Origin of the sequence: Kitasatospora sp. NPDC050463, from assembly GCF_040655255.1 — a bacterium.
Classification (GTDB): Bacteria; Actinomycetota; Actinomycetes; order Streptomycetales; family Streptomycetaceae; genus Kitasatospora.
The window spans coordinates 81,719-107,543 of record NZ_JBFAJO010000011.1; the positions used below are offsets into that span (position 1 = coordinate 81,719).

At 74.7% G+C, this 25,825-nt stretch carries 26 protein-coding genes and 1 pseudogene; 13 read left to right on the forward strand and 14 right to left on the reverse strand.

Annotation, left to right across the window (positions count from 1 at the left end; all coding sequences use genetic code 11):
• Positions 1-24: 24 nt before the first annotated feature.
• Genes AB0J08_RS09740 through AB0J08_RS09750 form a run of 3 tightly spaced genes read left to right on the forward strand, consistent with a single transcriptional unit; the run spans position 25 to position 2,468 of the window.
• A complete protein-coding gene (locus AB0J08_RS09740) occupies positions 25-426 on the forward strand; it encodes a YciI family protein (protein WP_360629704.1) in 402 nt (133 codons plus the stop codon).
• Entirely contained in the window at positions 423-1,742 is a 1,320-nt protein-coding gene (locus tag AB0J08_RS09745) for a sigma-70 family RNA polymerase sigma factor (protein ID WP_360629707.1), read from the forward strand. The genes AB0J08_RS09740 and AB0J08_RS09745 overlap by 4 nt, the downstream gene beginning before the upstream one ends.
• Before the next feature lie 51 nt (positions 1,743-1,793).
• The gene (locus AB0J08_RS09750) at positions 1,794-2,468 is read left to right on the forward strand and encodes an SUMF1/EgtB/PvdO family nonheme iron enzyme (protein WP_360629710.1); all 675 of its coding nucleotides are present in this window, start codon (positions 1,794-1,796) and stop codon (positions 2,466-2,468) included.
• A 108-nt stretch (positions 2,469-2,576) separates the two neighbouring features.
• Here AB0J08_RS09750 and AB0J08_RS09755 read toward each other — a convergent pair whose 3' ends face one another.
• From AB0J08_RS09755 to AB0J08_RS09770, 4 genes are all read right to left on the reverse strand, one after another.
• Positions 2,577-3,164, reverse strand: coding sequence for a DinB family protein (locus tag AB0J08_RS09755; protein ID WP_360629713.1), 588 nt, complete (start codon positions 3,162-3,164; stop codon positions 2,577-2,579).
• A 96-nt stretch (positions 3,165-3,260) separates the two neighbouring features.
• Entirely contained in the window at positions 3,261-3,563 is a 303-nt protein-coding gene (locus AB0J08_RS09760) for an SRPBCC family protein (protein ID WP_360629716.1), read from the reverse strand.
• A 376-nt stretch (positions 3,564-3,939) separates the two neighbouring features.
• Entirely contained in the window at positions 3,940-4,413 is a 474-nt protein-coding gene (locus AB0J08_RS09765; RefSeq protein WP_360629719.1) for a carboxymuconolactone decarboxylase family protein, read from the reverse strand.
• Positions 4,414-4,534: 121 nt separating this feature from the next.
• Positions 4,535-4,954: a hypothetical protein gene (locus tag AB0J08_RS09770; protein ID WP_360629722.1), complete on the reverse strand. Its 420-nt coding sequence runs from the start codon at positions 4,952-4,954 to the stop codon at positions 4,535-4,537.
• Between the two features lie 128 nt (positions 4,955-5,082).
• Here AB0J08_RS09770 and AB0J08_RS09775 point away from each other — a divergent pair, with 128 nt between their 5' ends.
• The 3 genes from AB0J08_RS09775 to AB0J08_RS09785 all read left to right on the forward strand — a co-directional run bounded on the left by AB0J08_RS09775 (position 5,083) and on the right by AB0J08_RS09785 (position 11,175).
• Positions 5,083-5,838 carry a hypothetical protein gene (locus AB0J08_RS09775; protein ID WP_360629725.1) on the forward strand — a complete coding sequence of 252 codons (756 nt, stop codon included), beginning with the start codon at positions 5,083-5,085 and terminating at the stop codon, positions 5,836-5,838.
• Between the two features lies 1 nt (position 5,839).
• Complete coding sequence (locus AB0J08_RS09780; RefSeq protein WP_360629728.1) at positions 5,840-7,747, forward strand: DNA polymerase Y family protein; 1,908 nt, start codon at positions 5,840-5,842, stop codon at positions 7,745-7,747.
• Between the two features lie 152 nt (positions 7,748-7,899).
• Positions 7,900-11,175, forward strand: coding sequence for an error-prone DNA polymerase (locus tag AB0J08_RS09785; protein WP_360629730.1), 3,276 nt, complete (start codon positions 7,900-7,902; stop codon positions 11,173-11,175).
• Between the two features lie 189 nt (positions 11,176-11,364).
• Here the strand turns inward: AB0J08_RS09785 and AB0J08_RS09790 are convergent, their stop codons facing one another.
• Together AB0J08_RS09790 and AB0J08_RS09795 are read right to left on the reverse strand one after the other, a co-directional pair.
• Positions 11,365-11,853 (reverse strand): hypothetical protein, encoded by a 489-nt coding sequence (locus AB0J08_RS09790; RefSeq protein ID WP_360629733.1) that lies wholly within the window; start codon positions 11,851-11,853, stop codon positions 11,365-11,367.
• A gap of 89 nt (positions 11,854-11,942) precedes the next feature.
• Entirely contained in the window at positions 11,943-12,776 is an 834-nt protein-coding gene (locus AB0J08_RS09795) for a TIGR03084 family metal-binding protein (RefSeq protein ID WP_360629736.1), read from the reverse strand.
• A 163-nt stretch (positions 12,777-12,939) separates the two neighbouring features.
• Here AB0J08_RS09795 and AB0J08_RS09800 point away from each other — a divergent pair.
• Positions 12,940-13,119, forward strand: a pseudogene (locus tag AB0J08_RS09800) (LuxR C-terminal-related transcriptional regulator); the annotation flags it as partial.
• On the opposite strand, the gene AB0J08_RS09805 reads toward AB0J08_RS09800, so the two are convergent.
• The 3 genes from AB0J08_RS09805 to AB0J08_RS09815 all read right to left on the reverse strand — a co-directional run bounded on the left by AB0J08_RS09805 (position 13,112) and on the right by AB0J08_RS09815 (position 15,921).
• The gene (locus AB0J08_RS09805; protein WP_360629739.1) at positions 13,112-14,644 is read right to left on the reverse strand and encodes an AMP-binding protein; all 1,533 of its coding nucleotides are present in this window, start codon (positions 14,642-14,644) and stop codon (positions 13,112-13,114) included. The pseudogene AB0J08_RS09800 and the gene AB0J08_RS09805 sit on opposite strands and share 8 nt — an antisense overlap.
• Before the next feature lie 51 nt (positions 14,645-14,695).
• Positions 14,696-15,070 carry a MerR family transcriptional regulator gene (locus AB0J08_RS09810; RefSeq protein ID WP_360629742.1) on the reverse strand — a complete coding sequence of 125 codons (375 nt, stop codon included), beginning with the start codon at positions 15,068-15,070 and terminating at the stop codon, positions 14,696-14,698.
• Between the two features lie 80 nt (positions 15,071-15,150).
• Positions 15,151-15,921 carry an SDR family oxidoreductase gene (locus AB0J08_RS09815; protein WP_360629745.1) on the reverse strand — a complete coding sequence of 257 codons (771 nt, stop codon included), beginning with the start codon at positions 15,919-15,921 and terminating at the stop codon, positions 15,151-15,153.
• Positions 15,922-16,119: 198 nt separating this feature from the next.
• Between AB0J08_RS09815 and AB0J08_RS09820 the strand changes: the two genes are divergently transcribed.
• From AB0J08_RS09820 to AB0J08_RS09830, 3 genes are read left to right on the forward strand one after another with little or no spacing between them, the layout of a single operon-like run.
• Positions 16,120-16,578 (forward strand): group II truncated hemoglobin, encoded by a 459-nt coding sequence (locus AB0J08_RS09820; protein ID WP_360629748.1) that lies wholly within the window; start codon positions 16,120-16,122, stop codon positions 16,576-16,578.
• Positions 16,575-17,156, forward strand: coding sequence for a GNAT family N-acetyltransferase (locus AB0J08_RS09825; protein WP_360629751.1), 582 nt, complete (start codon positions 16,575-16,577; stop codon positions 17,154-17,156). The genes AB0J08_RS09820 and AB0J08_RS09825 overlap by 4 nt, the downstream gene beginning before the upstream one ends.
• A gap of 53 nt (positions 17,157-17,209) precedes the next feature.
• Complete coding sequence (locus tag AB0J08_RS09830; RefSeq protein WP_360629754.1) at positions 17,210-17,590, forward strand: VOC family protein; 381 nt, start codon at positions 17,210-17,212, stop codon at positions 17,588-17,590.
• A gap of 118 nt (positions 17,591-17,708) precedes the next feature.
• Here the strand turns inward: AB0J08_RS09830 and AB0J08_RS09835 are convergent, their stop codons facing one another.
• From AB0J08_RS09835 to AB0J08_RS09845, 3 genes are read right to left on the reverse strand one after another with little or no spacing between them, the layout of a single operon-like run.
• The gene (locus AB0J08_RS09835) at positions 17,709-18,287 is read right to left on the reverse strand and encodes a maleylpyruvate isomerase N-terminal domain-containing protein (protein WP_360629757.1); all 579 of its coding nucleotides are present in this window, start codon (positions 18,285-18,287) and stop codon (positions 17,709-17,711) included.
• Positions 18,288-18,299: 12 nt separating this feature from the next.
• Positions 18,300-18,992 (reverse strand): response regulator transcription factor, encoded by a 693-nt coding sequence (locus tag AB0J08_RS09840; protein WP_360629760.1) that lies wholly within the window; start codon positions 18,990-18,992, stop codon positions 18,300-18,302.
• On the reverse strand, positions 18,989-19,861 hold the full coding sequence (locus AB0J08_RS09845; protein WP_360629763.1) for a histidine kinase: 873 nt from the start codon (positions 19,859-19,861) through the stop codon (positions 18,989-18,991). The genes AB0J08_RS09840 and AB0J08_RS09845 overlap by 4 nt, the downstream gene beginning before the upstream one ends.
• A 140-nt stretch (positions 19,862-20,001) precedes the next feature.
• Between AB0J08_RS09845 and AB0J08_RS09850 the strand changes: the two genes are divergently transcribed.
• Positions 20,002-20,712 (forward strand): ABC transporter ATP-binding protein, encoded by a 711-nt coding sequence (locus AB0J08_RS09850; protein ID WP_360629766.1) that lies wholly within the window; start codon positions 20,002-20,004, stop codon positions 20,710-20,712.
• Positions 20,709-23,018, forward strand: a complete 2,310-nt coding sequence (locus AB0J08_RS09855; protein ID WP_360629769.1) for an FtsX-like permease family protein — start codon at positions 20,709-20,711, stop codon at positions 23,016-23,018. The genes AB0J08_RS09850 and AB0J08_RS09855 overlap by 4 nt, the downstream gene beginning before the upstream one ends.
• A 133-nt stretch (positions 23,019-23,151) precedes the next feature.
• On the opposite strand, the gene AB0J08_RS09860 is transcribed toward AB0J08_RS09855, so the two are convergent.
• The gene (locus tag AB0J08_RS09860; protein WP_360629772.1) at positions 23,152-23,934 is read right to left on the reverse strand and encodes a class III extradiol ring-cleavage dioxygenase; all 783 of its coding nucleotides are present in this window, start codon (positions 23,932-23,934) and stop codon (positions 23,152-23,154) included.
• A 168-nt stretch (positions 23,935-24,102) separates the two neighbouring features.
• Between AB0J08_RS09860 and AB0J08_RS09865 the strand changes: the two genes are divergently transcribed.
• Positions 24,103-24,570: a MarR family transcriptional regulator gene (locus AB0J08_RS09865; RefSeq protein WP_360629923.1), complete on the forward strand. Its 468-nt coding sequence runs from the start codon at positions 24,103-24,105 to the stop codon at positions 24,568-24,570.
• Here AB0J08_RS09865 and AB0J08_RS09870 read toward each other — a convergent pair.
• Positions 24,536-25,810, reverse strand: a complete 1,275-nt coding sequence (locus AB0J08_RS09870) for a DUF6596 domain-containing protein (RefSeq protein ID WP_360629775.1) — start codon at positions 25,808-25,810, stop codon at positions 24,536-24,538. The two genes, AB0J08_RS09865 and AB0J08_RS09870, sit on opposite strands and share 35 nt — an antisense overlap.
• Between the last annotated feature and the right edge of the window lie 15 nt (positions 25,811-25,825).

The following is a 25,825-nucleotide window of genomic DNA, read 5'->3' on the forward strand; positions in this document are numbered from 1 at the left end:
CGAGCCGAGAAGAGGCGCAGGACCATGAAGTACATGCTGCTCATGCAGTTCAGTGAGAAGACGGTCGACTTCCCCAAGATCGAGGAGTGGAAGCCCGAGGAGATCGAGGCGCACATCCGGTTCATGAAGGAGACCAACGACAAGCTCGCCGGGGCCGGGGAGCTGGTCGACGCCCAGGGGCTGGCCATGCCGGAGACCGCCCGGATCGTGCGCTCGCACAGCGGCGGCGCCCCGGTGGTCACCGAGGGGCCGTTCCCGGAGACCAAGGAGTGGGTGGCCGGCTGGTGGATCGTGGACTGCGACACCGCCGAGCGGGCGGTCGAGATCGCTGCGGACGTCTCCGCCGCGCCCGGCCCCGGCGGTCGGCCGCTGAACATGCCGATCGAGGTGCGCCAGGTGATGTCCGCACCGCCGACCGAGCTGTGACCGCACCTGCCGAGGACGTCGAGGACCTGCTGCGCGCACTCGCGCCGCAGGTCGTCGGCGTGCTCACCCGCCGCTACGGAGACTTCGCCACCGCCGAGGACGCCGTGCAGGAGGCCCTGCTGGACGCCGCCACCCAGTGGCCCGAGGAGGGTCTGCCGCGCAACCCGCGTGGATGGCTGATCCAGGTCGCGGTGCGGCGGATGACGGAGCAGGTCCGCAGCGAGCAGGCCCGCCGCCGGCGCGAAGGCCTGGTGGCCTTGCAGGTGCCGGCCGACCGGTCCACCGCGGCGGCCGCCGACGAGGACGACCCGGCCGCCCGCGACGACACCCTCACCCTGCTCTTCCTCTGCTGCCACCCGGCCCTCTCGCCCGCCTCGGCGATCGCGCTCACCCTCCGCTCGGTCGGCGGTCTGACCACCGGGGAGATCGCCCGAGCGTTCCTGGTCCCGGAGACCACCATGGGTCAGCGGATCAGCCGCGCCAAGCAGCGGATCAAGGCCTCCGGCGTGCCGTTCCGGATGCCGGACGCCGCCGAGTGGCCCGCCCGGCTGGACGCGGTACTGCACGTGCTCTACCTGGTGTTCAACGAGGGCTACACCAGCAGCGCCGGGCCCGACCTGCAACGCGTCGAGCTGTCCCGGGAGGCGATCCGGCTCACCCGGGCCGTCCACGCACTGCTCCCGGACGACGGCGAGGTGGCCGGACTGCTCGCGCTGATGCTGCTCAACGACGCCCGCGGACCGGCCCGCACCGGCCCGGGCGGTGACCTCGTCCCGCTCGCCGAGCAGGACCGCACCCGCTGGGACGCCGCCGCGATCGCCGAGGGCATCGCGCTGATCACGGCCGCCCTGCCGCGCGGGCCGGTCGGGCCGTACCAGGTGCAGGCGGCGATCGCGGCCGTCCACGACGAGGCCCCGACCGCCGCCGAGACGGACTGGCCGCAGATCCTCGCCCTGTACGGCGTGCTGGCTCGCATCTCCGACAGTCCGCTGGTCACGCTCAACCGGGCGGTCGCGACCGCGATGGTCGACGGCCCGGCCGCCGGCCTCGCCCTCCTCGCCGACGCCCCGGCGACCCTCGCCGACCACCACCGGCTGTACGCGGTCCGCGCCCACCTGCACGAGCTGGCGGGGGAGCGCGAGGCCGCCGTCGCCGACTACCGGGCCGCGGCCCGCCGCACTGCCAGCCTGCCGGAGCGCCACCACCTCAGCCTGCGCGCCGCCCGCCTGGCGAACTCCGCTCCCCGACCGGAGGGCTCGGCCGACGGCGATCGGCCGACCGCCGGGCCCGGGGTCCGCACCCCGAGCGGTGGCTGACGGATGCTCACCAGCGCCCCGCCCGCGGTGTCCCGGTAGGATCGGCTGATCATGGACCCGAGCGCGGAACTCACGATGATCGCCGTCCCGCCGGGGCGGGTGACGCTGTCGGACCGGCGGACGCAGCGCAGCTGGGCGGTCGAGCTCGCGCCCTACCGGCTCGGGGCGTTCCCGGTCACCCGGGCGCTGTACGCGCAGGTCACCGGCGAGCGGCCGGGCACGGCCCGCGGGGACCGGCTGCCCGTCGAGAGCGTCTCCTGGTGGGACGCCGTCCGGTTCTGCAACGCCCTCTCCCGGCGCGACGGGCTCGCGCCGGCCTACCGTCGGGACGCCGACGGTGAGGGCGTCACCTGGGACGCGACGGCCGACGGCTACCGGCTGCCGACCGAGGCCGAATGGGAGTACGCCTGCCGGGCCGGTACGACCGGGCCGCACTACGGGCCGCTCGACGAGGTCGCCTGGTACCGCGGCACCTCGCGGGAGCGGATCCACGAGGTGGGCGGTCGGCGGCCCAACCCATGGGGCTTCCACGACATGCTCGGCAACGTGTGGGACTGGTGCTGGGACGTCTACGACGCCGAGGTCTACGCCACCTACCGGGTGCTGCGCGGGGGTGGCTGGTTCGACGAGCACTGGAGTTGCCGGGCCTCCGCGCGGCGCCGCAGCCACCCGAGCTTCCGGGTCGACGACGTGGGGTTCCGCGTCGCGCGCTCCCTCGGGGCCTGAGACGCCGCACGGGGCGCGGCGTGGCCGTGTGGCTCCGGACACGCGCGACCTGCTGGTGAGCGGGAGCCCCGTGCCCGCGCCCCCCGTGATCACGAGGGGCGCAGGTGGTCAGGCACGCTGCTCGGCCTCCCGGGCCGCGCGTTCCACCCGGTTCCGGTGCTCCTCCCACCATGTGCGGTCGCCGGGCGCCATGTTGTCGTCCCCGGGCCGCAGCCCCGTGGTTCCGTCGAGGAGTTCCCGGACGATGTCCGCGTGACCGGCGTGCCGCTGGGTCTCCGCGACCATGTGGACGAGGACGCGGTGGAGCGTCTGTTCGCTCCGGTTCCCCCACGGCACCCGGCCGACCGCGTCGAGCGGCAGCGACTCGATCGTCGTGTCCGCGTGAGCCCAGGCCTCGCGGTACCGCCCGACGATCTGCTCCCGCGTCTCGTCGGGGGTCGCCCACAGGTCCGCGTTCGGCTCGGCGTCGCCCGTGATCCAGAGGGGCGTCCCGGCGAACGGCCGGCCGAAGGTGGCGCCGAAGTAGACCGCCTCGGCGCCGGTCGCGTGCTTGACCAGTCCCAGCAGATTGGTGCCGGTCGGCGTCATCGGGCGGCGCAGGTCGTACTCCGACAGCCCGTCGAGCTTCCAGAGCAGGGCGTCGCGTGCGTCCTGCAGGTACATCTGAAGGTCTGCCTTGGATTCTGATCCGATCATATGGATCAGTCTGTCGCCCAGGCGGTCCCGGCCCACCGGTTTTGGCGCAATTCCCACGCCACCGGCCCCCCTTCCGGCGGGGCCGGCAGCGGGCGCTCAGCGGGCCGGTGCGGTTCCGCCGGGAGGGGCGGACAGCGCGGTGGCGGCGGCGTCGAGGATGTTCCGGAACGTGCGGGTGATGACCGGCCGGGCGAACAGGCGGGTGAGGAGGCCACCGAGCAGCGGGATCCCGACCTCGGCGCGGGTGGTCCAGCGGACGTGGGTGCCGCCGTCGACCTCGGTGAAGGTCATCCGGCCGAGCTCGTGGCGGGACGGCGGCAGGCTCCGGTCGACGACGTACTCGGTGGCGTACGGGGGGTCGTAGCGGGTGATGCGCTCGCTGAACCAGCGATGAGCCACAGGTGGTTGCGGACCGCGCCGACGCCGTAGGGTGCCCCGCTGCCTTGCCGTGCGAGGTGGCAGCGCAGCACCAGCGGCGAGGCCGTGTAGTTGGTGGTCGTGGTGAGCCAGCGGAACACGTCGTCGATGGGGGCGTCGATGACGCGTTCGACGGTCATGGTCTCCATGGCGGATCTCCTCCTCGGTCGAGCCGGTTCGGCTTCTCGTGCGCCAGGGAGACGTCCCGCACCGGCGGATTGTGACACCCCGTCAGAGTGACCTGCGCCACGGTGCGGTGGCGCCTCCTGGCGTACCTCGCGGCGTCAGGCCTGGCGGGCGGAGGTGCGGCCGGGGCCGGGGTGGACCCGGCCCCGACTGTGCCGGGAGGAACTCCCGACTACGCGAACTGGCCGGGCCGGTAGTCGCCGGCGGGCATCTGGAGCATGACGTTCCCGCGGTTGAAGGCGTTGATGATGGTGATGACCCCCACCAGGGCGCCGAGCTGGTCCTCGTCGTAGTGCTGGGCGGCGTTCGCCCAGACCCTGTTCGGGACGCCGCCGGCCGCGTCGGCGATGCGGGTGGCCTCCTCCGCGAGTTCCAGCGCCGCGCGCTCGGCCTCGGTGAACACCGTGGCCTCCCGCCAGGCGGCGACCAGGTTGAGGCGTTCGGCGGACTCCCCGGCGTGAATGGCGTCCTTGAAGTGCATGTCGGTGCAGAAGCCGCAGCCGTTGATCTGGCTGGCGCGGAGCTTCACCAGCTCCTGCGTCGCGGCCGGCAGGGTCGAGCCCTCAAGGACCTTGTTCGCGGCGATGATGTGCTTGAAGACCTTGCCCAGCACGGGGTTGGTGAAGGGGTTCAGGCGTGCTTCCATGATCTGCTCCAAGGCCGTTGTCTGGCAGTTGCACATCATGGACGAGACAGCCCGGCGATGTGTGACATGAGGTTCCGTACCGTTCGTGCCGGCGTGGTCGGACCTCGCGCCGACCCGGGGCTCACCCCGGTGGGCCCGCAGGATCGGCACCCCCGGCTCGGGCGGCGGCCGCCTCCTCCAGCAGGGCCCAGCCGTCGACCTCCACCGCCCGCGGTGCCCCCGGCTGCCACCCGTGGGCCGGTGCCACGTCGAGCAGGGCTCGGACGGCGCCCGGTTCGTGCAGGTTCAGGGCGCCGCCCCGGACGCGCCCCACGTCGCCGGAGCCCAGGGGGAACCCGCCCGGGACGAACCGGTCCGGGCCCGCGGTGAACACGATGCGCAGCGGAGCGCCGCTGCCGGCGGGCTGCGGGTACAGCGTGAGGGTCTCGCGGCACTCCGTGGACCGGCCGTCGTTCCGCACGCGGTGGCGGTGGCGGAGCGTCCACAGGTACCCGCGCCCGTCGGCGACCAGCAGGCGGGGTTTCTTCGGATGGCGTGGCACGGGGCCGAGCGTACGCGGCCCGACCCACGTGGCACCCCGGGCCCGACGGCCGGGGGCAACGGAGAGTGACCGTGGAGGTGGGTTGAGCAGACTTGAATCTTTGCGAACGAATGTTCGATCCTGGGGGTGTGCCCGTTTTCGAACCTGTTTTCGAATCCACCGTCGAGCGGCAGCCGCTCCGACCGGTGGTGTCGGCGGCTGCGCTCGGGGCCGGTGCCGGCCCGGGGACGGTCGACGGCCGGCGTGGGCTGCTGCCGGTGCTGCCCGCGCTGGGGGCGGTGCTGCCGGAGGGCGGGCTGCGGCGGGGGACGACGGTGTCGGTCGGGGCCGGGGACACCGGGCTGCTGCTCGCGTTGGCGGCCGGGCCGCGGGAGTCGGACGGCGGCTGGGCGGCGGCGGTCGGCCTGCCCGATCTCGGCCTGGCCGCGGCCGCCGGATACGGGCTGGACCTGCGGCGGCTGCTGGTGGCGGACGACCCCGGGCCGCACTGGGCCGAGGTGGTGTCGGTGCTGGCCGGGGCGGTCGAGCTGATCATGCTGCGCCCGGACGGGCCGGTGGCGCCGAAGCCGGCCGCCCGGCTGGCGGCCGTGCTGCGGCGCAGCGGGTGCGTGCTGCTGGTGGCCGGGCCGTGGCCGGGGGCGGGGCTGCGGCTGGAGGTGCGCTCCGGCCGGTGGTCCGGGCTGGGGGACGGGCACGGTCAGCTCACCGGGCGGCAGGTGGAGGTGGTGGCCGAGGGGCGTGGCTCGGCGGTGCGCGGGCGCACCGCCCGGCTCTGGCTGCCGGACGCACACGGCGAGGTGCGGGCGGTGGCCGAGCCGGCCGGGGTGGGGGAGGACGTGCCGTCGGAGGCCGGAGCGGGCCTCGACCGTATGGCGGTGGTGTGAGATGGCCGGCAGCGGAGTGACCGGGGCATCCGGAGCTCCCGGGACGCCCCGGGTGCTGGTGGTCTGGTGCCCGGACTGGCCGGTCGTGGCCGTCGAAGGGCGTGCGGACGGCGGGAGCGACGCCCCGGTGGCGGTGGTCGCCGGTGGGCGGATCCTGGCCTGTTCGGAGGCGGCCCGGGCGGCCGGCGTGCGGCAGGGGCAGCGGCTCAAGCTGGCCCAGCGGCTCTGCCCTGCGCTGGAACTGCGGGAGCGCGATCCGGAGGCGGAGACCCGGCGGTTCGAACCGGTGGTTGCGGCGGTCGAGGCGTTCACGCCCCGGGTGGAGGTGCTGCGCCCGGGCCTGTGCGCGATTCCGACGAAGGGGCCGAGCCGGTACTTCGGCGGCGAGGAGGCGCTGACGGCGAAGGTGCAGCGGGCGGTGGCGGCCGCCCTGGCCGGTGCGGCGGACCGGGACGGGGAGGGCCCGGAACAGCAGACCCACCCCGCCGACCCCGAGCCCGCCGGACGCCCGCACCCGCCGGGGGCCCACCCCGGCCCCGGCCCCGACGCCCGTGCCGCGTGGACGCACCCGGCGGCGGCCGACCGTGCGGCGGCGCGGCGGCGGGCGGGTGCGGTGGACGGGCTGTTCGCCGCCGCGCCCGCAGCGCGGGACGGCGCTCCGGGCGGGTTCGCCCGGCCGCCCGAGCCGCCCGCGGTGGAGCCGGACGCGGCGCAGCCGTCGGCCGGGGCCGGGCGGCCCGCGGGGGCGGACGCGGCTCCCCGGGCCCACGTCGGAGTCGCCGACGGCCTGTTCGCCGCCGTACTGGCGGCCCGGGCGGGGGTGCTGGTGCCGGCCGGTCGAACGGCGGAGTTCCTCGCGCCCTACCCGGTGGCCGCGCTCGGTGACGAGGGACTGGCGGAGCTGCTGGACCGGCTCGGCCTGCCCACCGTCGGGGCGTTCGCCGCGCTGCCCGCCGAGGCGGTCGCGGACCGCTTCGGCCCGACGGGCACGGCCGCCCACCGGCTGGCCCGGGGGCTGCAGCCGCGCCCGCTGGTGCCGCGTACGGAGGGCCCGGACCTCTCCGTCGAGCAGTGCTTCGACCCGCCGGAGCCGCTCGCCGAACCGTTGGTGTTCGTCGCCCGCACCCTGGCCGAGCAGCTGCACCGGCAGCTCGCCGGGGCGGGTCTGACCTGTCAGCGGGTCGCCGTCGAGGTGGTCTGCGCGGACGGGCGGACCGTCTCGCGGCTCTGGCGGCACGAGGGCTGGCTGTCGGCGACGGCGCTCGCCGAACGCGTCCGCTGGCAGCTCCAGGCCTGGCAGGGCGCGGGTACGTTCGCCGTGCCGGACGGCGGGCCGTCGCACGACGCGGGCTTCACCGCCCTGCGGCTGGTACCCGACGACCTCTCGCCCGACCAGGGGCGGCAGTTGGCGCTCTGGGGGCAGGCGGTCGCGGACGACCGGGTGGAGCGCGCGGTGGCCCGGGTCCAGGCGGTGCTCGGGCATGCCGGGCTGCGCCGGATCGAGCCGGCCGGCGGGCGGGGCCCGGGCGAGCAGGCGGTCCGGGTGCCGTGGGGCGAGCCGTACGACCCGGCGGCCCCGGCCGACGCGCCCTGGCCGGGGCGGCTGCGGGACGTCTGGCCGGCCGTGGTGCACCGCGCCCCGGTGCCGGTCGCGGTGCTGGACGCGGCCGGCCGGCCGGTGGTGGTGGACGGCCGGGCGGGGGTGTCGGCCCGGCCGGTCCGGATCGCGGTGCGCGGGCGGGACCTGGTGGTGGACGGCTGGACCGGGCCCTGGCCGGCGGTCGAGTACTGGTGGGACCAGGCGCGGGCCCGCCGCCGGGCACGCTTCCAGGTCACGGTGGCGGACGGTCGCGCGCTGCTGCTCACGGTCGAGAACGGCGAGTGGTTCGTGGAGGCTGGCTACGACTGACGGCGGGCGCGGCGCGGGCGCGGGCAGGCGCAGGCGGGCGGGCAGGGGCGCGCAGCAGCAGAGGACGGAGGACGAAGGACGGAGAGCCGAGCACAGCAGGAGCAGGGCGGGGGGAGGCAGCACACGAGCGAGATCGAAGGCGACAACCCCCGATGGGATTCACCAGCCACCCCGCGCTCCCCTGGAGCGAACTGCACCGGCGCCTGGCCGGCGGTCGGCCGGGCCCGGCCGTCGGTGAGGTGGTGCCGCTCCGCCGTGCCGGGGGTCGGGGCCCCGGGCCGGCCGAGCCGACCGGGGACCCGGCCTGGGCGGAGCTGCACGTCCACTCGGCCTTCAGCTTCCTCGACGGTGCCAGCGACCCCGAGGAACTGGTCGCGGAGGCCGCCCGGCTGGGCATCGAGGCGCTCGCGCTCACCGACCACGACGGCCTCTACGGCGCGGTCCGCTTCTCCGAGGCGGCCCGCGAGGCGGGCATCGGCACGGTGTTCGGCGCCGAGTTGACGCTGCGCCGCGACCAGGAGGTGGAGCACCTGCTCGTGCTGGCCCGCGACCCGGCCGGCTACCGGCGTCTCTCCGCGGCGATCGGGGCCGCCCAGCTGGCGGGCGGGGCCAAGGGCCGGCCGGCGTACGACTTCGCCGCGCTCGCCGGCGCGCACGACGGCCACTGGGCGGTGCTCACCGGCTGCCGCCTCGGCCGGGTACCCGCCGCACTCGCCGCCGGGGCCGCCGCCGGGGCCACCGCGGGTGCCTTCCCCGACACCGGGGGAGGTACCCGCGAGGCCGAGCGCCGGCTGCGCACGCTCACCGAGGCGTTCGGCCGCGAGAACGTCCACGTCGAGCTGATCGACCAGTGGCTGCCCGGCGACGACCTGCGCAACGACGCCCTGGCGGCCCTGGCGGCCAGGCTCGGCCTCCCCGTCGTCGCCTCCACCAACGCCCACCACGCGGGCCCGGCCCAGGGCCGGCTGGCGCAGAGCCTGGCCGCCCTGCACGAGCGCCGGACGCTCCAGGACGCGGCGGGCTGGACCCAGGCGGCCGGCACCGCGCACCTGCGCTCGGGCCGCGAGATGGCGGCCCGGCTGGCCCGCTTCCCGGGGGTGCGGCAGGCCACCGTCGACCTGGCCCGGGCCTGCGCGTTCGACTTCACCCGGCTCGACCCGGAGCTGCCCGGCTTCCCCGTCCCGCCCGGCCACACCGAGATCAGCCATCTGCGCGCGCTGGTCGCCGACGGCGGCCCGGCCCGCTTCGGGCCCGGAAACGCACCCGCCCGCCGGCAGCTCGCCAAGGAACTGGACGTCATCGAGGACCTGGACCTGGCCGGGTACTTCCTGATCGTCCACGACATCGTCGACTTCTGCCGCCGCGAGTCCATCTGGTGCCAGGGCCGGGGCTCGGCGGCCAACTCGGCGGTCTGCTACGCGCTCGGCATCACCGCCGTCGACCCGATCCACTACCGGCTGCTGTTCGAACGCTTTCTCTCCACCGCCCGGGACGGGCCGCCCGACATCGACCTGGACATCGAGAACCGCCGCCGCGAGGAGGTCATCCAGTACGTCTACCGCCGCTACGGGCGCGAGCACGCCGCCCAGGTCGCCAACGTGATCACCTACCGGCCCCGGCTGGCGCTGCGCGACGCCGCCCGGGTCCTCGGCTACCCGCAGGGGCAGGTGGACGCGTTCAGCCGGCAGAGCGACTTCCGCTCCCCGCCCGGCGCGGACGCCGTCATCCCCGCCGACGTGCTCGCCCTGGCCGGGCAACTGCACGGCTTGCCGCGCCACCTGGGCATCCACTCGGGCGGCATGGTGCTCACCAGGGAGCCGATCGCCGAGCTCTGCCCGACCGAATGGGCCCGGATGCCGGGGCGGTCGGTGCTGCAGTGGGACAAGGACTCCACCGCCGGTGCCGGGCTGGTCAAGATCGACCTGCTCGGGCTCGGCATGCTCTCCGCCCTGCACGACACCTGCGACCTGATCGCCGCGCACCACGGTGCGCGCTACGACCTGGCGACCATCCCGGACGACGACGCGGGCGTGTACGCGATGCTGCGACGGGCCGACACGGTCGGTGTCTTCCAGGTCGAGTCGCGCGCCCAGATGGCGACCCTGCCGCGGCTCAAGCCGGACCACTTCTACGACCTGGTGGTCGAGGTGGCACTGATCCGCCCGGGCCCGATCCAGGGCGGATCGGTCCATCCGTACCTGCGGCGCCGGGCGGGGGTCGAACCGGCCGGCTGTCCGCACCCGTTGATGGAGAACGCGCTCGGCAAGACCCTCGGGGTGCCGCTGTTCCAGGAGCAGATGATGCAACTGGCCATCGACTGCGCCGGGTTCACCCCCGCCGAGGCGGACCTGCTGCGCCAGGCGATGGGCTCCAAGCGTTCGCACGAGCGCGTCGCCCGGCTGCGCGAGCGGTTGTTGAGCGGGATGGCCGAGCGCGGCATCCCGCCGGAGACGGCCGAGGACGTCTACGTCAAGATCGAGGCCTTCTCCAACTACGGCTTCCCGGAGAGCCATGCGATCAGTTTCGCCTACCTGGTGTACGCGAGCGCCTGGCTCAAGTACCACTACCCGGCCGCCTTCACCTGCGCGCTGCTGGCCAACCAGCCGATGGGCTTCTACGCGCCGCTCAGCCTGATCTCGGACGCCCGGCGGCACGGGGTGCGGGTGCGCGGGGTGGACGTCAACGCCAGCGGGCCCCGGCCGACCCTGGAGCCGTACCGGGGGCCGACCCCGACCCCGCCGCTCACCGCCGGCAAACCGCAGCCGGCCATCCGGCTCGGGCTGGACACCGTCCGCGGGCTCGGCACCCCGCAGGCCGAGGTGATCGCGGCCGGGCGGCCGTACGCGGACCTGGAGGACTTCGCGCGTCGGACGGGCCTGCCCGCCCCGGTGCTGGAGGCCCTCGCCGCGGCGGGCGCGTTCGGCTGCTTCGAGCTGAGCAGGCGCCAGGCGCTGTGGGCCGCCGGGGCGTTCGCCGGAGTGTCGGCGGCGCTGATCCCCGGTACCACGCCCGGTACCGAGGCCCCGCCGCTGCCCGAGATGACCCCGCTGGAGGAGACCATCGCCGACCTCTGGGCCACCGGCGCCTCCGCCACCAGCCACCCCGTCCAGCATCTGCGCGCCCATCTGGAGCGCGGCGGCGCGCTGACCGCCGCCGAGCTGCCGGGTGTGGAACCCGGCGCGGCGGTGGTGGTCGGCGGCCTGGTGACGCACCGCCAGCGGCCGCCGACGGCGGGCGGTGTCCTGTTCCTCAGCCTGGAGGACGAGACCGGTCTGATCAACGTGATCTGCAGCCGCCCGGTCTGGGAGTCCCGGCGCCGTACCGCCCTCGACCGGGCCGGCCTGCTGGTGCACGGCCACATCGAACGGGACCGCGGCGCCACCAACCTGGTCGCCACCCGGCTCACCCCGCTCCGCCTGGGGGTCTGAACCCGGGGGGCATCGGGTGAGGGTCGGGCCGGTTCGGTCGAGGCCGCGGCCCGTCCCACGGTGGGGCGGGTGAGCGGCCACAGCGCTCGGCCACCGCGCTCGGCCGCAGCGGCCGCGGGCGTGGGGGTGCCGGCGCGGCGCAGTCGTGGGGGCGCCTGCGCCGCGCCGGGGCTGAAGGGGCGTGCGGGCTCAAAAGGCGGGGGTGTCGTTCAACTCGACGATCCGCAGATCGCTCAGGCGCACGGTGTACCAGACCTCCTGGCTGCCGCCGCCGCCCCAGTACTCCGTCAGTCGCACCGAGGCGAAGCCGTGCTCCTCCGTGACCTGCTGGCCGGACCACCGGGCCGGGACGTTCTGGGCGCGGAACACCGGGTCGGCGTCGTGCTCGGCGGCCCAGGCGTCGAGGCGGAAGTTCAGGTGCGGGGCGAGGTGGCGCTCGCGGACGGCGCGCGGGGCCTCGTTGCTTTCGCGGAGCACCGCCCGCCGGTACTCCTCGAAGAAGGTGACCACCTGATGGGCGGCGGGCGTCCCGGCCCGGGCCTGCGCCCGGGACGAGCCGGGTGTGTCGGTGGGCAGGGCGAAGGCCGCCTGGGCGGGGGCGGCCGGGCCGCCGATCGCCAGGAGGGCGGCGAAGGCGGCGCCGGCCAGAACGGTGCGCAAAGCGCCAGGACGAATCATGGGGGAATTCCATCATTCGTCGGCAAACTCCGCATATCGCCGAAAGGGGTGGTTTAGCCTATCGACGCTGTTTTTTGACGATGGATCACCTAATCATCGGACCCTGCCGCGCGCCCCTTGCCGGGTGCGCCCGCGAAGGCCTGCGCGATCGGCAGCCAGGCCGTGGCCGTCGGGCCGGTGGCGGTCAGGGCCAGGTCCTCCCGGTGGCGGCGCTGGGTCACCAGCAGGCAGAAGTCCAGCGCCGGTCCGCTCACCCGGTCCGCCGCGTCCGCCGGCCCCCAGGCCCACGACCCGCCGTCCGGCGCGGTCAGTTCCACCCGGACCGGTACCCGGGGCGCCGGCTGCCCGTGCAGCGTGAAGGCGAACCCCATGGTCCGCACCCCCAGGTGGGCGACGTGCCGCAGCCGCGCGGTCGGTTCGCGCACCGCGCCCAGGGTGTCCGCGACGTCCTGCCCGTGCGCCCAGGTCTCCATCAGCCGGGCGGTCGCCATCGAGGGGGCCTTCATCGGCGGCCCGAACCACGGCAGCCGGAGGTCGGCCGGTGTCGCGGCCAGCGCCGCCCACAGCCGTTCCCGGCCGGCCCGCCAGCGCGTCAGCAGCGCCGGGGGCTCCTCCGTCGCGCCGCGCGCCGCGCCCTCGTCCACCGGGTCCGCGCCGGCGGCCAGCAGCTCCCCGAAGACCCGGCCGGACTCGGTGACGAAGGCCTCCGGGTCGCGCGCGGAGAGTGCGGTCCAGTCGTCGGTCCAGGCCAGGTGGGCGATCTGGTGCGCGATCGTCCACCCCTGGGCGGGGGTGTCCGCCGCCCACTCGCCGGGCGTCAGGGCGGCCACCAGGTCGTCGAGGGCCTCGCTCTCGGCCCGCAGGTCGTCGAGCAGGCCGGTCAGCACAGCCGTGGCCTCCGGCGCCGCGCCGTCCTTCGTCATGGGCGTCCTCTTCCCCTCGGTGGTGACTCGCGGCTGGTGACTCGTCGGTGGTGACTCGCCGGTAACCCGCGCCCGCACCCTACGTCGTGCCCGCCGAAACCACCCGGGACTCCACGGAACACGCACGTCAGGACTCTCGCCGCCGTCGGCCCCCCTCACCCGGCGCGAGCGCGAAGTGCCGCGCCGGGCGGCGACCGGCCGGACCAACCCGGAGACCGCCGCCCAGCCGGGCCTCACCCGCAACACCGTGACCGGTTGCCTGAAGAGCGCCGTGCACGAGCTCGGCGTCCGCGACCGGACCGAACTCGCGCCGGCGGCCCGGGAACCGGGACCGGTCAGTTGACCTGCCGGTCCCGCTCGGCCCAATAGGGCTCACGGAGCCGGAACTTCTGCAGCTTCCCGGTGGTGGTCCGCGGCAGGGTGTCCCGGAACTCCACCGAGGTCGGGGCCTTGTAGCCGGCCAGCCGCTGCTTGCAGTGCGCGATGAGGTCCGCCTCCAGGACGTCGTACCCGGGCTTGAGCACGACCAGAGCCTTGACCGTCTCGCCCCACTTCTCGTCCGGTACGCCGATCACCGCGACCTCGCCCACCGACGGGTGGTCGTAGAGGCAGTCCTCCACCTCGATCGAGGAGACGTTCTCCCCGCCGCTGATGATGACGTCCTTCTTCCGGTCCGAGATGGTCAGGTAGCCGTCGGTGAGGGTGCCACCGTCCCCGGTGTGGAACCAGTCGTCCCGGAGCGCCTCCGCCGTCTCCTTCGGCTGCTGCCAGTAGCCGTCCATGACGACGTTGGCGCGGACGAGCACCTCGCCCTCGTCGTCCACCCGGACCTGGTTGCCGAGCGCCGGCGCACCCGCCTGCACGAGCTTCTCCGCCCGCTCCCCGGCGGGCAGTTCGTCCCACTCGGCGCGCGTGCGGTTGACCGTGACCACCGGCGAGGTCTCGGTCAGGCCGTAGATCTGCATGAACTCCCAGCCGAGGTCGGACTCGACCCGCTGCACCACCGAGGTCGGCGGCGGGGCGCCGGCCACGATCATCCGCACCTTGTCCCGGCCCGGGATCGGCCCGTCCCAGTCGGCCGCCGCGTCCAGCACCATCTGGATCACCGCTGGCGCACCGCTGAGGAAGGTCACCCCGTGCCGCTCGACCCGGCGCAGGATCTCGGCGCCGTCCACCTTGCGCAGCACGATGTGCCGCGCGCCCAGCCCGGTGAGGGCGAACGGCAGGCCCCAGCCGTTGGCGTGGAACATCGGCAGGGTGTGCAGGTAGACGTCGCGGTCACCGGCGCCGAAGTGCAGGCCCATCAGCACGGAGTTCAGCCAGATGTTGCGGTGGGTGAGCTGAACGCCCTTGGGGCGGGCGGTGGTTCCGCTGGTGTAGTTGATCGTCGCGGTGTCGTTCTCGTCGATCTCGTACCGGCGCGGCGCGCGGTCGAAGTCGTACAGCAGCGCGTCGCTCTGCGCGCCGAGCACGAAGGTGTGCCGGGCCCGGACGCCGGCCAGCGGCTCGGCGAGCTCGGGGTCGACCAGCAGCACGGAGGCGCCGCTCTGCTCGACGATGTACGAGACCTCCTCCGCCCGCAGTCGGAAGTTCACCGGCACCAGGACCCGGCCGTGCCCGCTGACGCCGTAGAGCGAGGTCATCAGCCGCGCCGAGTTGTGGGAAACGATCGCGACCCGTTCGCCCGGCCCGACGCCCAGCCGGTCCAGCCCGGCCGCCTGCGCCCGGGCCAGCTCGGCGACTCGGCGGTAGCTCAGCTCGCCCCAGGATCCGGCGGGTTGCACCGGCTCGTCGACGATGCCGACCCGGTCGCCGTAGACCAGCTCGGCCCGGTCGAGGAAGTCCATCACGGAGAGTGGAATCTGCATGCGCCCACTGTCCCCTGCCCGGCGCCCCCTGCACACCCCCGATCGGGGGTGTCACCCGGATGTGCCGCCGGTGTCGGCCCCGCCGGCGGCCGCCAGCGCGGCGACCAGCCGGTCCCGGGCCTCGGTCTGGGCGGCGATCCGGCGCTCCAGGACGGCCAGCCGCTCCCGGGCGATCCGCAGCGCCCCCGCCGACGGCGGGTTGGCCAACACGTCACCGTCCAGACAGGACAGGAAGGGCTGGACGTCCGCCAGGGTGAACCCGGCGGCCAGCAGGGCGCGGATGTTGCGGACCCGCACGGCCGCCGTCTCCTCGTACACCCGGTAGCCGTTGACCGCGCGCGAGGAGCCGATCAGCCCGGCCTGCTCGTAGTGGCGCAGCGCCCGGGCCGTGCTGCCGGTCGCCCGGGCCAGTTCCCCGATCAGCACCGCTGCCCACCCCTCTCCCGCGCCGGCGCCCGGCTACCCTCCGCGCCGGCGCCCGGCTCACTTCCGGACCGGCGCCCGGCTCACCCGACGACGGCGCCACCGTCCACGGGCAACACTACTCCGGTGACGAACGAGGCCTGCGGCGAGGCGAGTTGCGTGATCGCCCAGGCCACCTCGGCGGGCCGGCCGATCCGCCCGAGCGGGGTGTGGGCGATCTGCCACCGCCGGACGGCCTCCCGTTGCTCGGCGTCGAGTCCGGAGTGCTCACCGATCGGGGTCTCGATCGCCCCGGGCGCCACCGCCACCACCCGCACGCCGCGCGGCGCCAGCTCCACCGCCCAGCTGCGGGTGACCGACTCCAGCGCGGCCTTGCTCGCCGCGTACACCGCGTTGCCCGGCCAGCCCCGTTGGCCGACCGACGTGGTGACGTTGACGATGACGCCCCGGCTCGCCCCCAGCGGCGCCAGGGCGGCCTGCCCGAGCAGGACGGCGGCGGTCAGGTTGGTCGCGAGCTGCGTCGCGATCGCGTCCCGGGTGAGCGTGCCGAGGGCGCCGCCGCGGACGATCCCGGCGTTGTTCACCAGGACGTCCAGCCGTCCGTACCGGTCCAGCACCTCGCGCACGACCGCCTCGGGGGCATCGGCGCCGGTGATGTCCGCGACCAGTGGGTGGATCCGCCCGGGGGCGCTCCGCGCGGTCTCCGCCAGCGGCTCGGGCCGCCGTCCGACCGCCACCACCTCGACCTCCGGCCCCTGCGCCGCGAAGGCCTGTGCGGTGGCTCGTCCGATCCCCGTCCCGGCGCCGGTGACCAGCACGATGCGGGGGGTCTGCTGCTGCGTGTGCTCGTTCATGGCGCCCAGCCTCCGACCCTGCCGCCAGTGGCAGGGTCAAGTCACCCGCCGGGGCAGGGTCGAGTCACCGCCGGGGCGGGGCGGGGAACGCCCGCCTCCGTTTGCTGTGCCGGGCGCGAACAGAGCCCGGCCGCGAGCGGTCACGGGTGGTCGGACTGCTAGGAAGGTGCCACCGCACTCGAACGGGGAGAGACACGCATGAGCGACGAACGGCCCGAGAGCCTGTACGACGCCCTGGGGGGCATGGAGGCGCTCCGCCGCCTCAGCAACACCTTCTACGAGGGCGTCCTGGCCGACCCGGTGCTGAGGCCCGTCTTCGCGAACTTCACCACCACCCACATCGAACACGTCGCCGTCTGGCTGGCCGAGATCTTCGGCGGCCCGGCCCGCTTCACCGCCGAACTCGGCGGGCACCAGTCGCTGCTCCGCTCGCACCTCGGCCTCGCCATCACCGAGGAGCAGCGCGGGCGCTGGATGGAGCTGATGGACGCCGCCGTGCGGCAGGAGCTGCCCGACGACGAGCTGCTGCGCCGCCGGGTGCTGGAGTACTTCGACTGGGGCACGAAGATCGCCAAGGACGTCTCGGCGGCACCCGTCGGCGAGGACCTCGGTGACCCGGGCCCGACGCCGCGCTGGGGCTGGGAGGGCCTGCGATGACGGTCGCCACCGAACTCCCCGCCGCCGCGGGGCTGCTGCTGCGCCCGTTCCGGGACGAGGACGCGGCCGCCCTGGTGGAGATCTACCGGGACGAGACGCTGCGCCGCTTCACCCGCATCCCGGTGACGGACCTGGGCGGGGCGGCCCGCTGGCTGGAGCTGCAGCACCGCGGCCGGGCGGACGGCGAGCGGTACAGTTTCGCGGTCCTGGAACCGCTCGGTGGGGCCGCCGCCGAGGACGGACCCGCCAGGCTGGTCGCCAACGTGGTGCTCAAGCGCGGCACGCCCGGCGCGGCGACGGCCGAGGTGGGCTACTGGACGGCGGCCGCCGCCCGCGGCCGGGGCGTGGCCCCGCGCGCGCTGGAGGCGCTCACCCGCTGGGCGTTCGCGGCCTTCGCGGCGGACGGGCTGGTCCGGCTCGACCTGCTCCACCAGGTGGACAACGTGGCCTCCTGCCGGGTGGCCGAGAAGGCCGGCTACCACTTCGGCAGCCTCCTCCGGGCCATGCCGCCGGAGTACCCCCTGGACGGCCACCTGCACAGCCGCTCGGCGCCGCCCGCCGGCGGGGACCGGGTGTAGGGCCCGGCCCAAAGGGGTGGACGGAGGGCAAAGGGGCAGGCCAGAGTGGTCACATGGCTTCTCTGGTACGACATGTGACGATCGACTGTGCCGAGCCCTTCGAGCTGGCCGAGTTCTGGGCGAAGGTGCTGGACAGCTCGGTGAGTGAGGACGACAACCCGGGGGACCCGGAGGCGCTGGTGGAGTCGCCGGGCGCCGCGCTGCTCTTCATCCGGGTGCCCGAGGGCAAGGCGGCGAAGAACCGCGTCCACCTGGACCTCCAGCCGCAGGACCGCAGCCGGGACGAGGAGGTGGAGCGCCTGCTGGCACTGGGCGCCACCGTCGTGGGCGACCACCGGACGTCGGACGGCAAGGGCTGGGTGACCATGGCGGACATCGAGGGCAACGAGTTCTGCGTCGAGCGCAGCGCCGCCGAGCGGATCGCCACGTCCTGACCGGCCGGCACGTCCTGGCCGACCGGCACGTCCCGACCGGCACGTCCTGGCCGTCTCTTCCCGACCTGCCGGCACCGCACCTCCTGACCGGCGACCGCCTCCCGGTCATCGTCGTCCGTCACCCCTCGGGCACGGCCGCCCGCCAGGTCCACGAGGTCCTGCGCGGGCGGCCGTCCAGCTCACCGCGCCCGGTGCACCAGAGCAGGACGGCCGCGGGCTCGCCGGCCGGCGCGTCGGGGAAGAGCCGTTCCAGCACCGCCGCGCAGAGCCCGGCCGGCGGCTGCCAGGGCAGGCCGAGGCCGAGGGTGAGGTCATGGGTGTGCAGCAGCAGCTCGGCCACCCCCATCGCGGCGAAGCCGGGCGGGTCACAGGGCCCGTAGTGCCAGGCCCGCAGGTCGGGCGGGGCGGCGTCCAGCGCGGTGGCCAGCAGCTGCCCGCAGGCCGTCACCACCGCCAGCACCTCGGCCGGCCCGGCCGCGGCCCGCACGGTGAGGTCGAACGGCAGGTACCCGTCGGCGGGCCGGGCGGCGAGCTGGCCGGCGTAGCCGAGCAGGTCGTGCGCGATGTGGGCGGCGGTCTCCCGGCAGCTCCACTCCAGGGGGCCGGCCGGTGCCGCCCAGGCCCGGCCGTCGTCGGTGTGCGGGCCGAGCGTGCGCAGTAGTTCGCCGAGCGCGGCCCGGACGTCGTCTCCGTTCACGGGGGCAGCCTCTCACCCGCCCGGCGCGACCAGCCCCGTCTCGTAGGCGAGGACGACGGCCTGGGCCCGGTCGCGCAGGGTCAGTTTGGCGAAGATCCGGGCGACGTGGGTCTTCACCGTCGCCTCGCTGAGCGTCAGTTCCCTGGCCAGTTCGGCGTTGGAGAGGCCCCGGCCCATGAGCGTCAGCACCTCGCGCTCGCGCGGCGTCAGCACGGCCAGGTCCCGGTGGACGGCCGGGGTCGCGGCGGGCGTTCCGGCGCCCGGGGCGCCGGAGGAGAAGCGCTCCACCAGGCGGCGGGTGATCGAGGGCGCGAGCAGGGCGTCACCGGTGTTGACCAGGTGGACGGCGGCGGCCAGGTGCGCGGGGGTGACGTCCTTGAGCAGGAACCCGCTGGCTCCGGCGGCGAGGGCGGCGTAGACGTAGTGGTCGAGGTCGAAGGTGGTCAGCATGATCACCCGGCAGTCCGGGGACTGCGCGAGTATGCGGCGGGCCGCCTCCAGGCCGTCCATGGCGGGCATGCGGATGTCCATCAGGACGACGTCGGGCCGCAGCCTGCGCACGGCGGCCACGGCCTCGGCCCCGTCGCCGGCCTCGCCCACCACGTCGATGCCGCGCGCGGTCAGGATCAGGCGGAAGCCGGTGCGGACCAGCTCCTGGTCGTCGGCGATCACGACCCGGGGCGCGGGGTCGGAGTGTGTCGTCACGGCCGGTCCAGGGGGATCCGGGCACGGACGCGGTAGCCGCCGCCGAGACGGCGGCGGGCGTCCAGGTCGCCGCCGTAGACGGCGACCCGCTCCCGCAGGCCGAGCAGCCCGCGGCCCGTTCCGTCCGCCTTGCCCCTGGCCGTGTCCGGGCCCGTGGCCGTCGCCGGGCCTATGGCCGTCGCCGTCGCGGGCCGGCCGCCCGACAGGACGCTCGGTCCGCTGTTCAGCACCTCGACCCGCAGGTGGTTGTCCGCGTATCGCACCGTCACCTCGGCTTTCGCTCCGTCCCCGTGTTTGAGGGCATTGGTCAGGGCCTCCTGAACGATCCGATAGGCGGTGACGTCGATGCCGGTCGGCAGCGGGCGGGGCTCGCCCGAGATGCGCATCTCGACTGGCAGGCCGGCGAAGGCGATCCGGTCGATCAGCGGGCTGAGCCGGCTCAGGCTCGGCTGCGGTGACAGGTCGACGTCGTAGGGCTCGTCCTCCCCGTTCTGCGCGGGGGCGAGCAGGCCGAGCAGGTGCCGCAGCTCGGTCATCGTGTTGCGGCCGGCGGTCTCGACGGCGCTCATCGCCGCCGCGGCCTCCGCGGGCATCGTGGTCAGCACCTCGCGGGCCGCCCCGGCCTGGACCACCATGACGCTCACGTTGTGGCTGACGATGTCGTGGAGCTCGGCGGCGATCCTGGCCCGCTCGGCGTCGACCGCCGTCCGCGTCGCGCTCTCGCGCTCCCGCTCCAGCAGCCAGCCGCGCTCCTCGATGGCCGCCCGGTGCCGCCGCCGCGCCCGTGCCGCGGCCACGCCGAACCAGCCGGCGGCGCCGACTGCCGCCACCAGGGCGATGACCAGCCAGATCGTCCAGGATTCCCACACCTGATCATCTTCGCAGCTGCCCGGCGGGCCCCGCGCCCACCCCCGGGTGCATCCTCCGTACATCCCCGGGATGACCTCCCCGGACGGATACATCCGGTGGGTGACGCCCCGTCCACGGGCACCGCCATAGATTTCGGGCCATGACGACTGATCATGGAAACGACCGGCCCGTGGTGGTGCGGCTGGACGGCGTGCACAAGGAGTACGGCGACGCGAAGGCCCTGGACGGCCTGTCGCTGGAGATCAGGGCGGGGGACGCGGTGGCCGTGATGGGCCCCTCCGGCTGCGGGAAGTCCACCCTGCTCAACATGGTGGCCGGACTGGACCGGCCGACCTCCGGCACGGTCGAGGTGCAGGGCCACGACCTCGGGAAGCTGAACGAGACCGGCCTGGCGCTGTTCCGGCGGCGCAACGTCGGCATGATCTTCCAGTTCTTCAACCTCATCGACGACCTGCCGGTGCTGGACAACGTGGCGCTGGCGGCGCAGCTGACCGGCACCCCGGCCCGGCAGGCCCGCCGTCGCGCCCTGGAGCTCCTCGACGAGCTCGGTGTCGCCGAACGCCGGAACAACTATCCGGCGACGCTGAGCGGCGGCGAGCGGCAGCGGGTCGCCGTGGCGAGGTCCCTGATGAACCGGCCCGCACTGCTGCTCGCCGACGAACCGACCGGCGCCCTCGACAGCCGGTCGGGCGAGCAGGTGATGGACCTGCTGATCGACCTGAACCAGATCGGCCAGACCCTCCTGATCGTCACCCACGACCCGCGGCTGGCCACCCGCTGTGCCAGCCGGTTGATCGAAGTGGCCGACGGCCGGGTCGGTCGCGAGAGCGTGCTGGAGGCGAGCGCGTGAGCGCCGTGTGGAGGGCCTCGCGCGCGGCGGTGAAGCGCCGCCGGGTCCAGACCTTCGTCATCGGACTCGTCGTGTTCTGCTCGACCACGACCGTCCTGCTCGCCCTGGCCCTGCTCGGCGTCGCGTCGAGCCCCTTCGACAAGGCCTTCGCCGAGCAGCGCGGCGCCCATACGGTGGCGACCTTCGACACCACGAAGGTCTCGCCGGAGCAGCTGGCGCGGACCGCCCGGCAACCCGGGGTGGAGGCCGCGGCCGGGCCCTTCGGGCAGGCCGTCGTCGACATCCCCAAGGACTGGCTCTGGATGGCCGGCGGCACCCTCACGGTGGTGGGCCGGGCCGATCCGGCGGGGCCGGTGGACCGGATCGAGCTGCTGGAGGGCCACTGGGCCACCGCGCCCGGGGAGATCGTCGTCAACTGGTCCGTCCAGGGTTCCCCCGGAACGAAGCTGCTGGGCACCACGCTGGAGACGTCCGGGGGGCCGACGCTGACGGTCGTCGGCTTCGCCAGCAGCATGAGCAGGTCGGCGAGCGCCTGGGTCACCCCCGAGCAGATGACCGAACTCCACCCGTCCGCGGCTCAGATGCTCTACCGCTTCACGGAGTCCTCGACACCGGCCCGGTTGAGCGCCGGGCTGGCGGGGGCCACCGCGGGGCTGCCCGCGGAGTCGCTGACCGGCGCGCAGACCTGGCTCGACCTCAAGCAGGCCTTCTCGGCACTGGTCGACTCCTACCTCCCCTTCATGACGCTCTTCGGCATCCTCGGCCTGCTGGTCTCCACCCTGATCGTCGGCAACGTGGTCAGCGGCGCGGTCGTCTCCGGATACCGGCACATCGGGGTGCTCAAGGCCCTGGGCTTCACCCCGAACCAGGTGGTCGCCGTCTATCTGACGATGCTCTCGGTGCCGGCCGTGGCGGGCTGCGTGCTGGGTACGCTGGCCGGCAACGCGCTGGCCGGGCCCATCCTGAAGGTCGTGTTCACCGGTATCGACGTGGGCCGGGCCTCGGTCGGCGGCGTCAGCCCGTGGGTGTCCGTGGCCTGCCTCCTGGGCATGCCCGCCCTCGTCCTGCTGGCCGCGCTGGTTCCCGCCCTGCGGGCCCACCGGCTGCCCGCCGCGCAGGCGATCAGCGCGGGCGGTGCGCCGAAGACCGGGCGTGGTCTGCGCGTCCAGCGGATGCTCGGTGGCACCCGGCTGCCGCGTCCGGTCAGCCTGGGGCTGGGCCAGCCGTTCGCCCGCCCCGCCCGCACGCTGCTGACCCTGGCGGCCATCGTCCTCGGGGTCACCACGGTGACCCTGTCGACCGGACTGACCAGCACCATGGTGGCCTTCGGCAACGTCGGGAAGGAGGACGGCGGCGCCAGGATCCAGGTGCAGACCGGGGGACCGGGCAACGACCGGACCGCCCCCCTGCTCGATGACCGGCAGATCGAGGAACGGCTGCGCGCCCTCCCGGGTGCGGACGGGGTGCGGGCCCGCGCGCTGGCCCAGGCGGGCATGACCGGGCAGAGCCAGCCCGTCTTCGCCGACTTCTACCGCGGCGACGACTCCTCGTACTCCCACACGATCGTCAGGGGCCGTGCGCCGGCCGCGGCGGGCGAGGCCGTGGCCGGGCCGTCGTTCCTGACCCAGCGCGGGCTGGAGGTCGGTGACCGGGTCACGTTGGAGCTCAACGGCAGGCAGGTCCAGGTGACCATCGTGGGCCGGCTCATCGAGGGCAACGCCCGGGCCCTGGAGGCCTCGTGGCAGACCCTCGCCCAACTCGCGCCGGAGGCCCACGCCACCGAGTACACGGTACGGCTCGCCCCCGGGGCCGACGCGCGGGCCTACGCCGAGGCGGTCGCGGCGATCGACCCGGGACTGAGTGCCTCGGTGCTGGACGCGGGCAACGCCGGCACCGCCACCGTCATCACCTTCTCGACGGTGTTCACGGTGCTGCTGACCCTCGTCGCGTCGCTCGGCGTCTTCAACACCGTCCTCCTGAACACCCGCGAGCGGCGCCGGGACCTGGGCATGCTCAAGTCGATCGGAATGACCCCCCGGCAGGTGGTGGTGATGACGGTGACCTCGGTCGGCGGGCTGGGCGCGGTCGGCGGGCTGCTCGGCATCCCGCTCGGGATCGCGGCGCACCGCCTCGTGGTGGACCACGTCGGGGTGGTCGACTTCCCCGAGTACATGAAGGACGTGTGGCACGCGCCGCAGCTGGCCGCGATGTTCCTGGCGGGTGTGGCGATCGCCGTCCTCGGTGCCCTCGTCCCGGCCCGGTCGGCGGCCCGGATGACCATCGCCTCGGTGTTGCACACCGAGTAGCCGCCCGTCGGTTCGGACCCGGCCCGGGACAGCAGCGGTGACGCGTGCGGTCCGGGCCGGTCGGGTGGGCGGGCAGGTGGTGCCGGTCGGCGGCGGCGGGCCGGTGGGGCGGGCCGGCCGGTGGCGGCGCCGGTCAGCCGAGCTGGATCGAGCGCTTCGCCAGGCCCATCCAGAATCCGTCGATCACGCTGCGCTGGCTGTCCAGGTCGGCCTCGCCGGCGCCGAGGGTGACGAACAGCGGGGCGAAGTGCTCGGTGCGCGGGTGGGCGAGTCGCCCGGCCGGGGCCTTCCGCTCGAAGTCGAGCAGCGCGTCGAGGTCCTGGGCCGCCAGGGCGCGGCGGCCCCAGTCGTCGAACTCGGCCATCACCGAGCTGATCCGGCCGTCGGAGCTGAGCGCCCGCAGGTTGTGGGTGAAGAAGCCGCTGCCGACGATCAGCACGCCCTCGTCGCGCAGCGGGGCGAGTCGGCGGCCGATCTCCAGCAGCCGCTGCGGGTCCAGGGTGGGCATGGAGACCTGGAGGACGGGGATGTCCGCTTCGGGGAACATCTCCACCAGCGGTACGTAGGCGCCGTGGTCCAGGCCGCGGTCCGGGATGTCCTGAACGGGCGTGCCGGGGGCGCGCAGCAGTTTGCGGACGCGCTCGGCGAGTTCGGGGGCGCCGGGGGCGGCGTACCGCACCCGGTAGTAGTGCTCGGGGAAGCCCCAGAAGTCGTAGACCAGCGGCACGGTGGTGACGGCGCCGAGGGCCAGCGGTGCCTCCTCCCAGTGGGCGGAGACCATCAGGATCGCCCTGGGCCGGGGCAGGTCGGCGGACCAGGCGGCCAGCTGGCCGGGCCAGAGCGCGTCGTCGGCGAGCGGCGGCGCGCCGTGCGAGAGGTAGAGGACGGGCATGCGCCCGGGGGTGGCGGTGCTCATGGCGGCTTCTCCCGCTTCCGATTCGTTCGACGCGTCCGGCCGGTGTCTCGTTCAACGCGTCCAGCCGGTCGACACGTTCCAAAGTAGTTCAATTTTGAACCTCGACACCTCGACCGTACACCTTGGTTCGAATTTGAACAACAGGAGTACGCTTGGCCCATGGCCTCCATGAACGAACCGCGCTGGCTGGACCACGACGAGATGGCCGCCTGGCGGGGCTTCGTCACCGCGAGCAACCTCCTGAACCGCCGGCTGGAACGCCAGCTCAAGGAGGACTCGGGCCTCTCGCACACCCAGTACGAGATCCTGGTGCACCTCTCCGCCGCCCCGGCCGGCTCGCTGCGGATGACCGAACTGGCCGAGAAGCTGGTCACCTCCAAGAGCGGACTGACCTACCAGGTCACCCAGCTGGAGCGGATGGGCCTGGTCGGCCGCCGCTCCTGTCCGAGCGACGTCCGCGGCGTCTTCGCCGAACTCACCGACCAGGGACGCGACATGCTGCGCCAGGCCGCGCCCGGCCATGTCGCCCTGGTGCGCGAGCTGCTCATCGACGTGCTCAGCCGCGAGCAGCTCGCCGTACTGGCCGAGGGCCTCGGCGAGGTCAGTGCCCGGCTGCGCCTCGACGACGGGGCCTGACGGGCGCACCGGCCGCCGCCGCCCGCTCCAGCAGCAGCTCGCGCTCCCGCGCGTTGCGGGCCAGCGCCGCCGCCCGTTCGAACTCCGCCCGGGCCTCCTCGGCCCGCCCGAGCCGCGCCAGCAGGTCGCCGCGCACGCTCGGCAGCAGGTGGTACGCCCGCAGGGCCGGCTCGGCCGCCAGGGCGTCCACCAGCTCCAGGGCGGCCGCCGGTCCCTGGGCCATCGAGACGGCCACCGCCCGGTTCAGCTCCACCACCGGGGACGGCGTCAGCGCCGCCAGCCGCCCGTACAGCGTGGCGATCATCGCCCAGTCGGTGTCCTCGTAACGCGCCGCCTGCGCGTGGCAGGCGGCGATCGCGGCCTGGAGCGAGTACGGCCCGGTGCCCGCCCGCCGCAGCGCCGCGAAGCCGCGCCGGATCAGCAGCCGGTCCCAGCGGGCGCGGTTCTGGTCGGCCAGCAGCACCGGCTCCCCGCCGGGGCCGGTGCGGGCCGCCGTCCGGGACGCCTGGAACTCCAGCAGGGCGGCCAGGCCGTGGACCTCCGGCTCCTGCGGGACCAGCCCGGCGAGCACCCGGGCCAGCCGCAGGGCGTCCTCGCAGAGCGCCGGTCGGAGCAGGTCGTCGCCGGCGGTGGCCGCGTAGCCCTCGTTGAAGATCAGGTAGACGACCTCCAGGACGGAGGAGAGCCGGGCCGACCGGTCCTCGCCGTACGGGACCTCGAACGGCACCCGCGCGGTGGCGAGGGTCCGCTTGGCGCGGACGATCCGCTGGGCCACGGCCGGCTCGGCGGCGAGGAACGCCCGGGCGATCTCCTGGGTGGTGAGCCCGCCCACCAGTCGCAGGGTGAGCGCGATCCGGGCCTGCGCCGACAGCACGGGGTGGCAGGCGGTGAAGATCAGCCGCAGCAGGTCGTCGTCGATGTCCTCCGGCCCGGCCGGCTCCGGCGGCGGCACGTCCTCCAGGGTCCGCCCGACCTCCGCGAGCTTGCGCGCGTACGTCTCCTTGCGGCGGACCAGGTCGATCGCGCGGTGCTTGGCGGTCGCCATCAGCCAGGCGCCCGGCCGCTCCGGGACGCCCTGCTCGGGCCACTGCTCCAGAGCGGCGACCAGCGCGTCCTGCGCGAGTTCCTCGGCGATGCCCACGTCCCGCACGATGCGGGTGACACCGGCGATGATCCGCGCGGACTCGATCCTGAACACGGCCTCGACCGCCGCGGTCGCGTTGCTCTCCGTCACGGCCACCCATCAGAGCAGCCG

Coding starts and splice junctions, on each gene's coding strand:
- AB0J08_RS09825 (WP_360629751.1), top strand. CDS start 16,575: ATGACGGTCGCCACCGAACTCCCCGCCGCCGCGGGGCTGCTGCTGCGC.
- AB0J08_RS09830 (WP_360629754.1), top strand. CDS start 17,210: ATGGCTTCTCTGGTACGACATGTGACGATCGACTGTGCCGAGCCCTTC.
- AB0J08_RS09780 (WP_360629728.1), top strand. CDS start 5,840: ATGGCCGGCAGCGGAGTGACCGGGGCATCCGGAGCTCCCGGGACGCCC.
- AB0J08_RS09805 (WP_360629739.1), bottom strand. CDS start 14,644: ATGCAGATTCCACTCTCCGTGATGGACTTCCTCGACCGGGCCGAGCTG.
- AB0J08_RS09750 (WP_360629710.1), top strand. CDS start 1,794: ATGGACCCGAGCGCGGAACTCACGATGATCGCCGTCCCGCCGGGGCGG.
- AB0J08_RS09865 (WP_360629923.1), top strand. CDS start 24,103: ATGAACGAACCGCGCTGGCTGGACCACGACGAGATGGCCGCCTGGCGG.
- AB0J08_RS09790 (WP_360629733.1), bottom strand. CDS start 11,853: ATGATTCGTCCTGGCGCTTTGCGCACCGTTCTGGCCGGCGCCGCCTTC.
- AB0J08_RS09755 (WP_360629713.1), bottom strand. CDS start 3,164: ATGATCGGATCAGAATCCAAGGCAGACCTTCAGATGTACCTGCAGGAC.
- AB0J08_RS09795 (WP_360629736.1), bottom strand. CDS start 12,776: ATGACGAAGGACGGCGCGGCGCCGGAGGCCACGGCTGTGCTGACCGGC.
- AB0J08_RS09820 (WP_360629748.1), top strand. CDS start 16,120: ATGAGCGACGAACGGCCCGAGAGCCTGTACGACGCCCTGGGGGGCATG.
- AB0J08_RS09740 (WP_360629704.1), top strand. CDS start 25: ATGAAGTACATGCTGCTCATGCAGTTCAGTGAGAAGACGGTCGACTTC.
- AB0J08_RS09765 (WP_360629719.1), bottom strand. CDS start 4,413: ATGGAAGCACGCCTGAACCCCTTCACCAACCCCGTGCTGGGCAAGGTC.
- AB0J08_RS09860 (WP_360629772.1), bottom strand. CDS start 23,934: ATGAGCACCGCCACCCCCGGGCGCATGCCCGTCCTCTACCTCTCGCAC.
- AB0J08_RS09815 (WP_360629745.1), bottom strand. CDS start 15,921: ATGAACGAGCACACGCAGCAGCAGACCCCCCGCATCGTGCTGGTCACC.
- AB0J08_RS09785 (WP_360629730.1), top strand. CDS start 7,900: ATGGGATTCACCAGCCACCCCGCGCTCCCCTGGAGCGAACTGCACCGG.
- AB0J08_RS09850 (WP_360629766.1), top strand. CDS start 20,002: ATGACGACTGATCATGGAAACGACCGGCCCGTGGTGGTGCGGCTGGAC.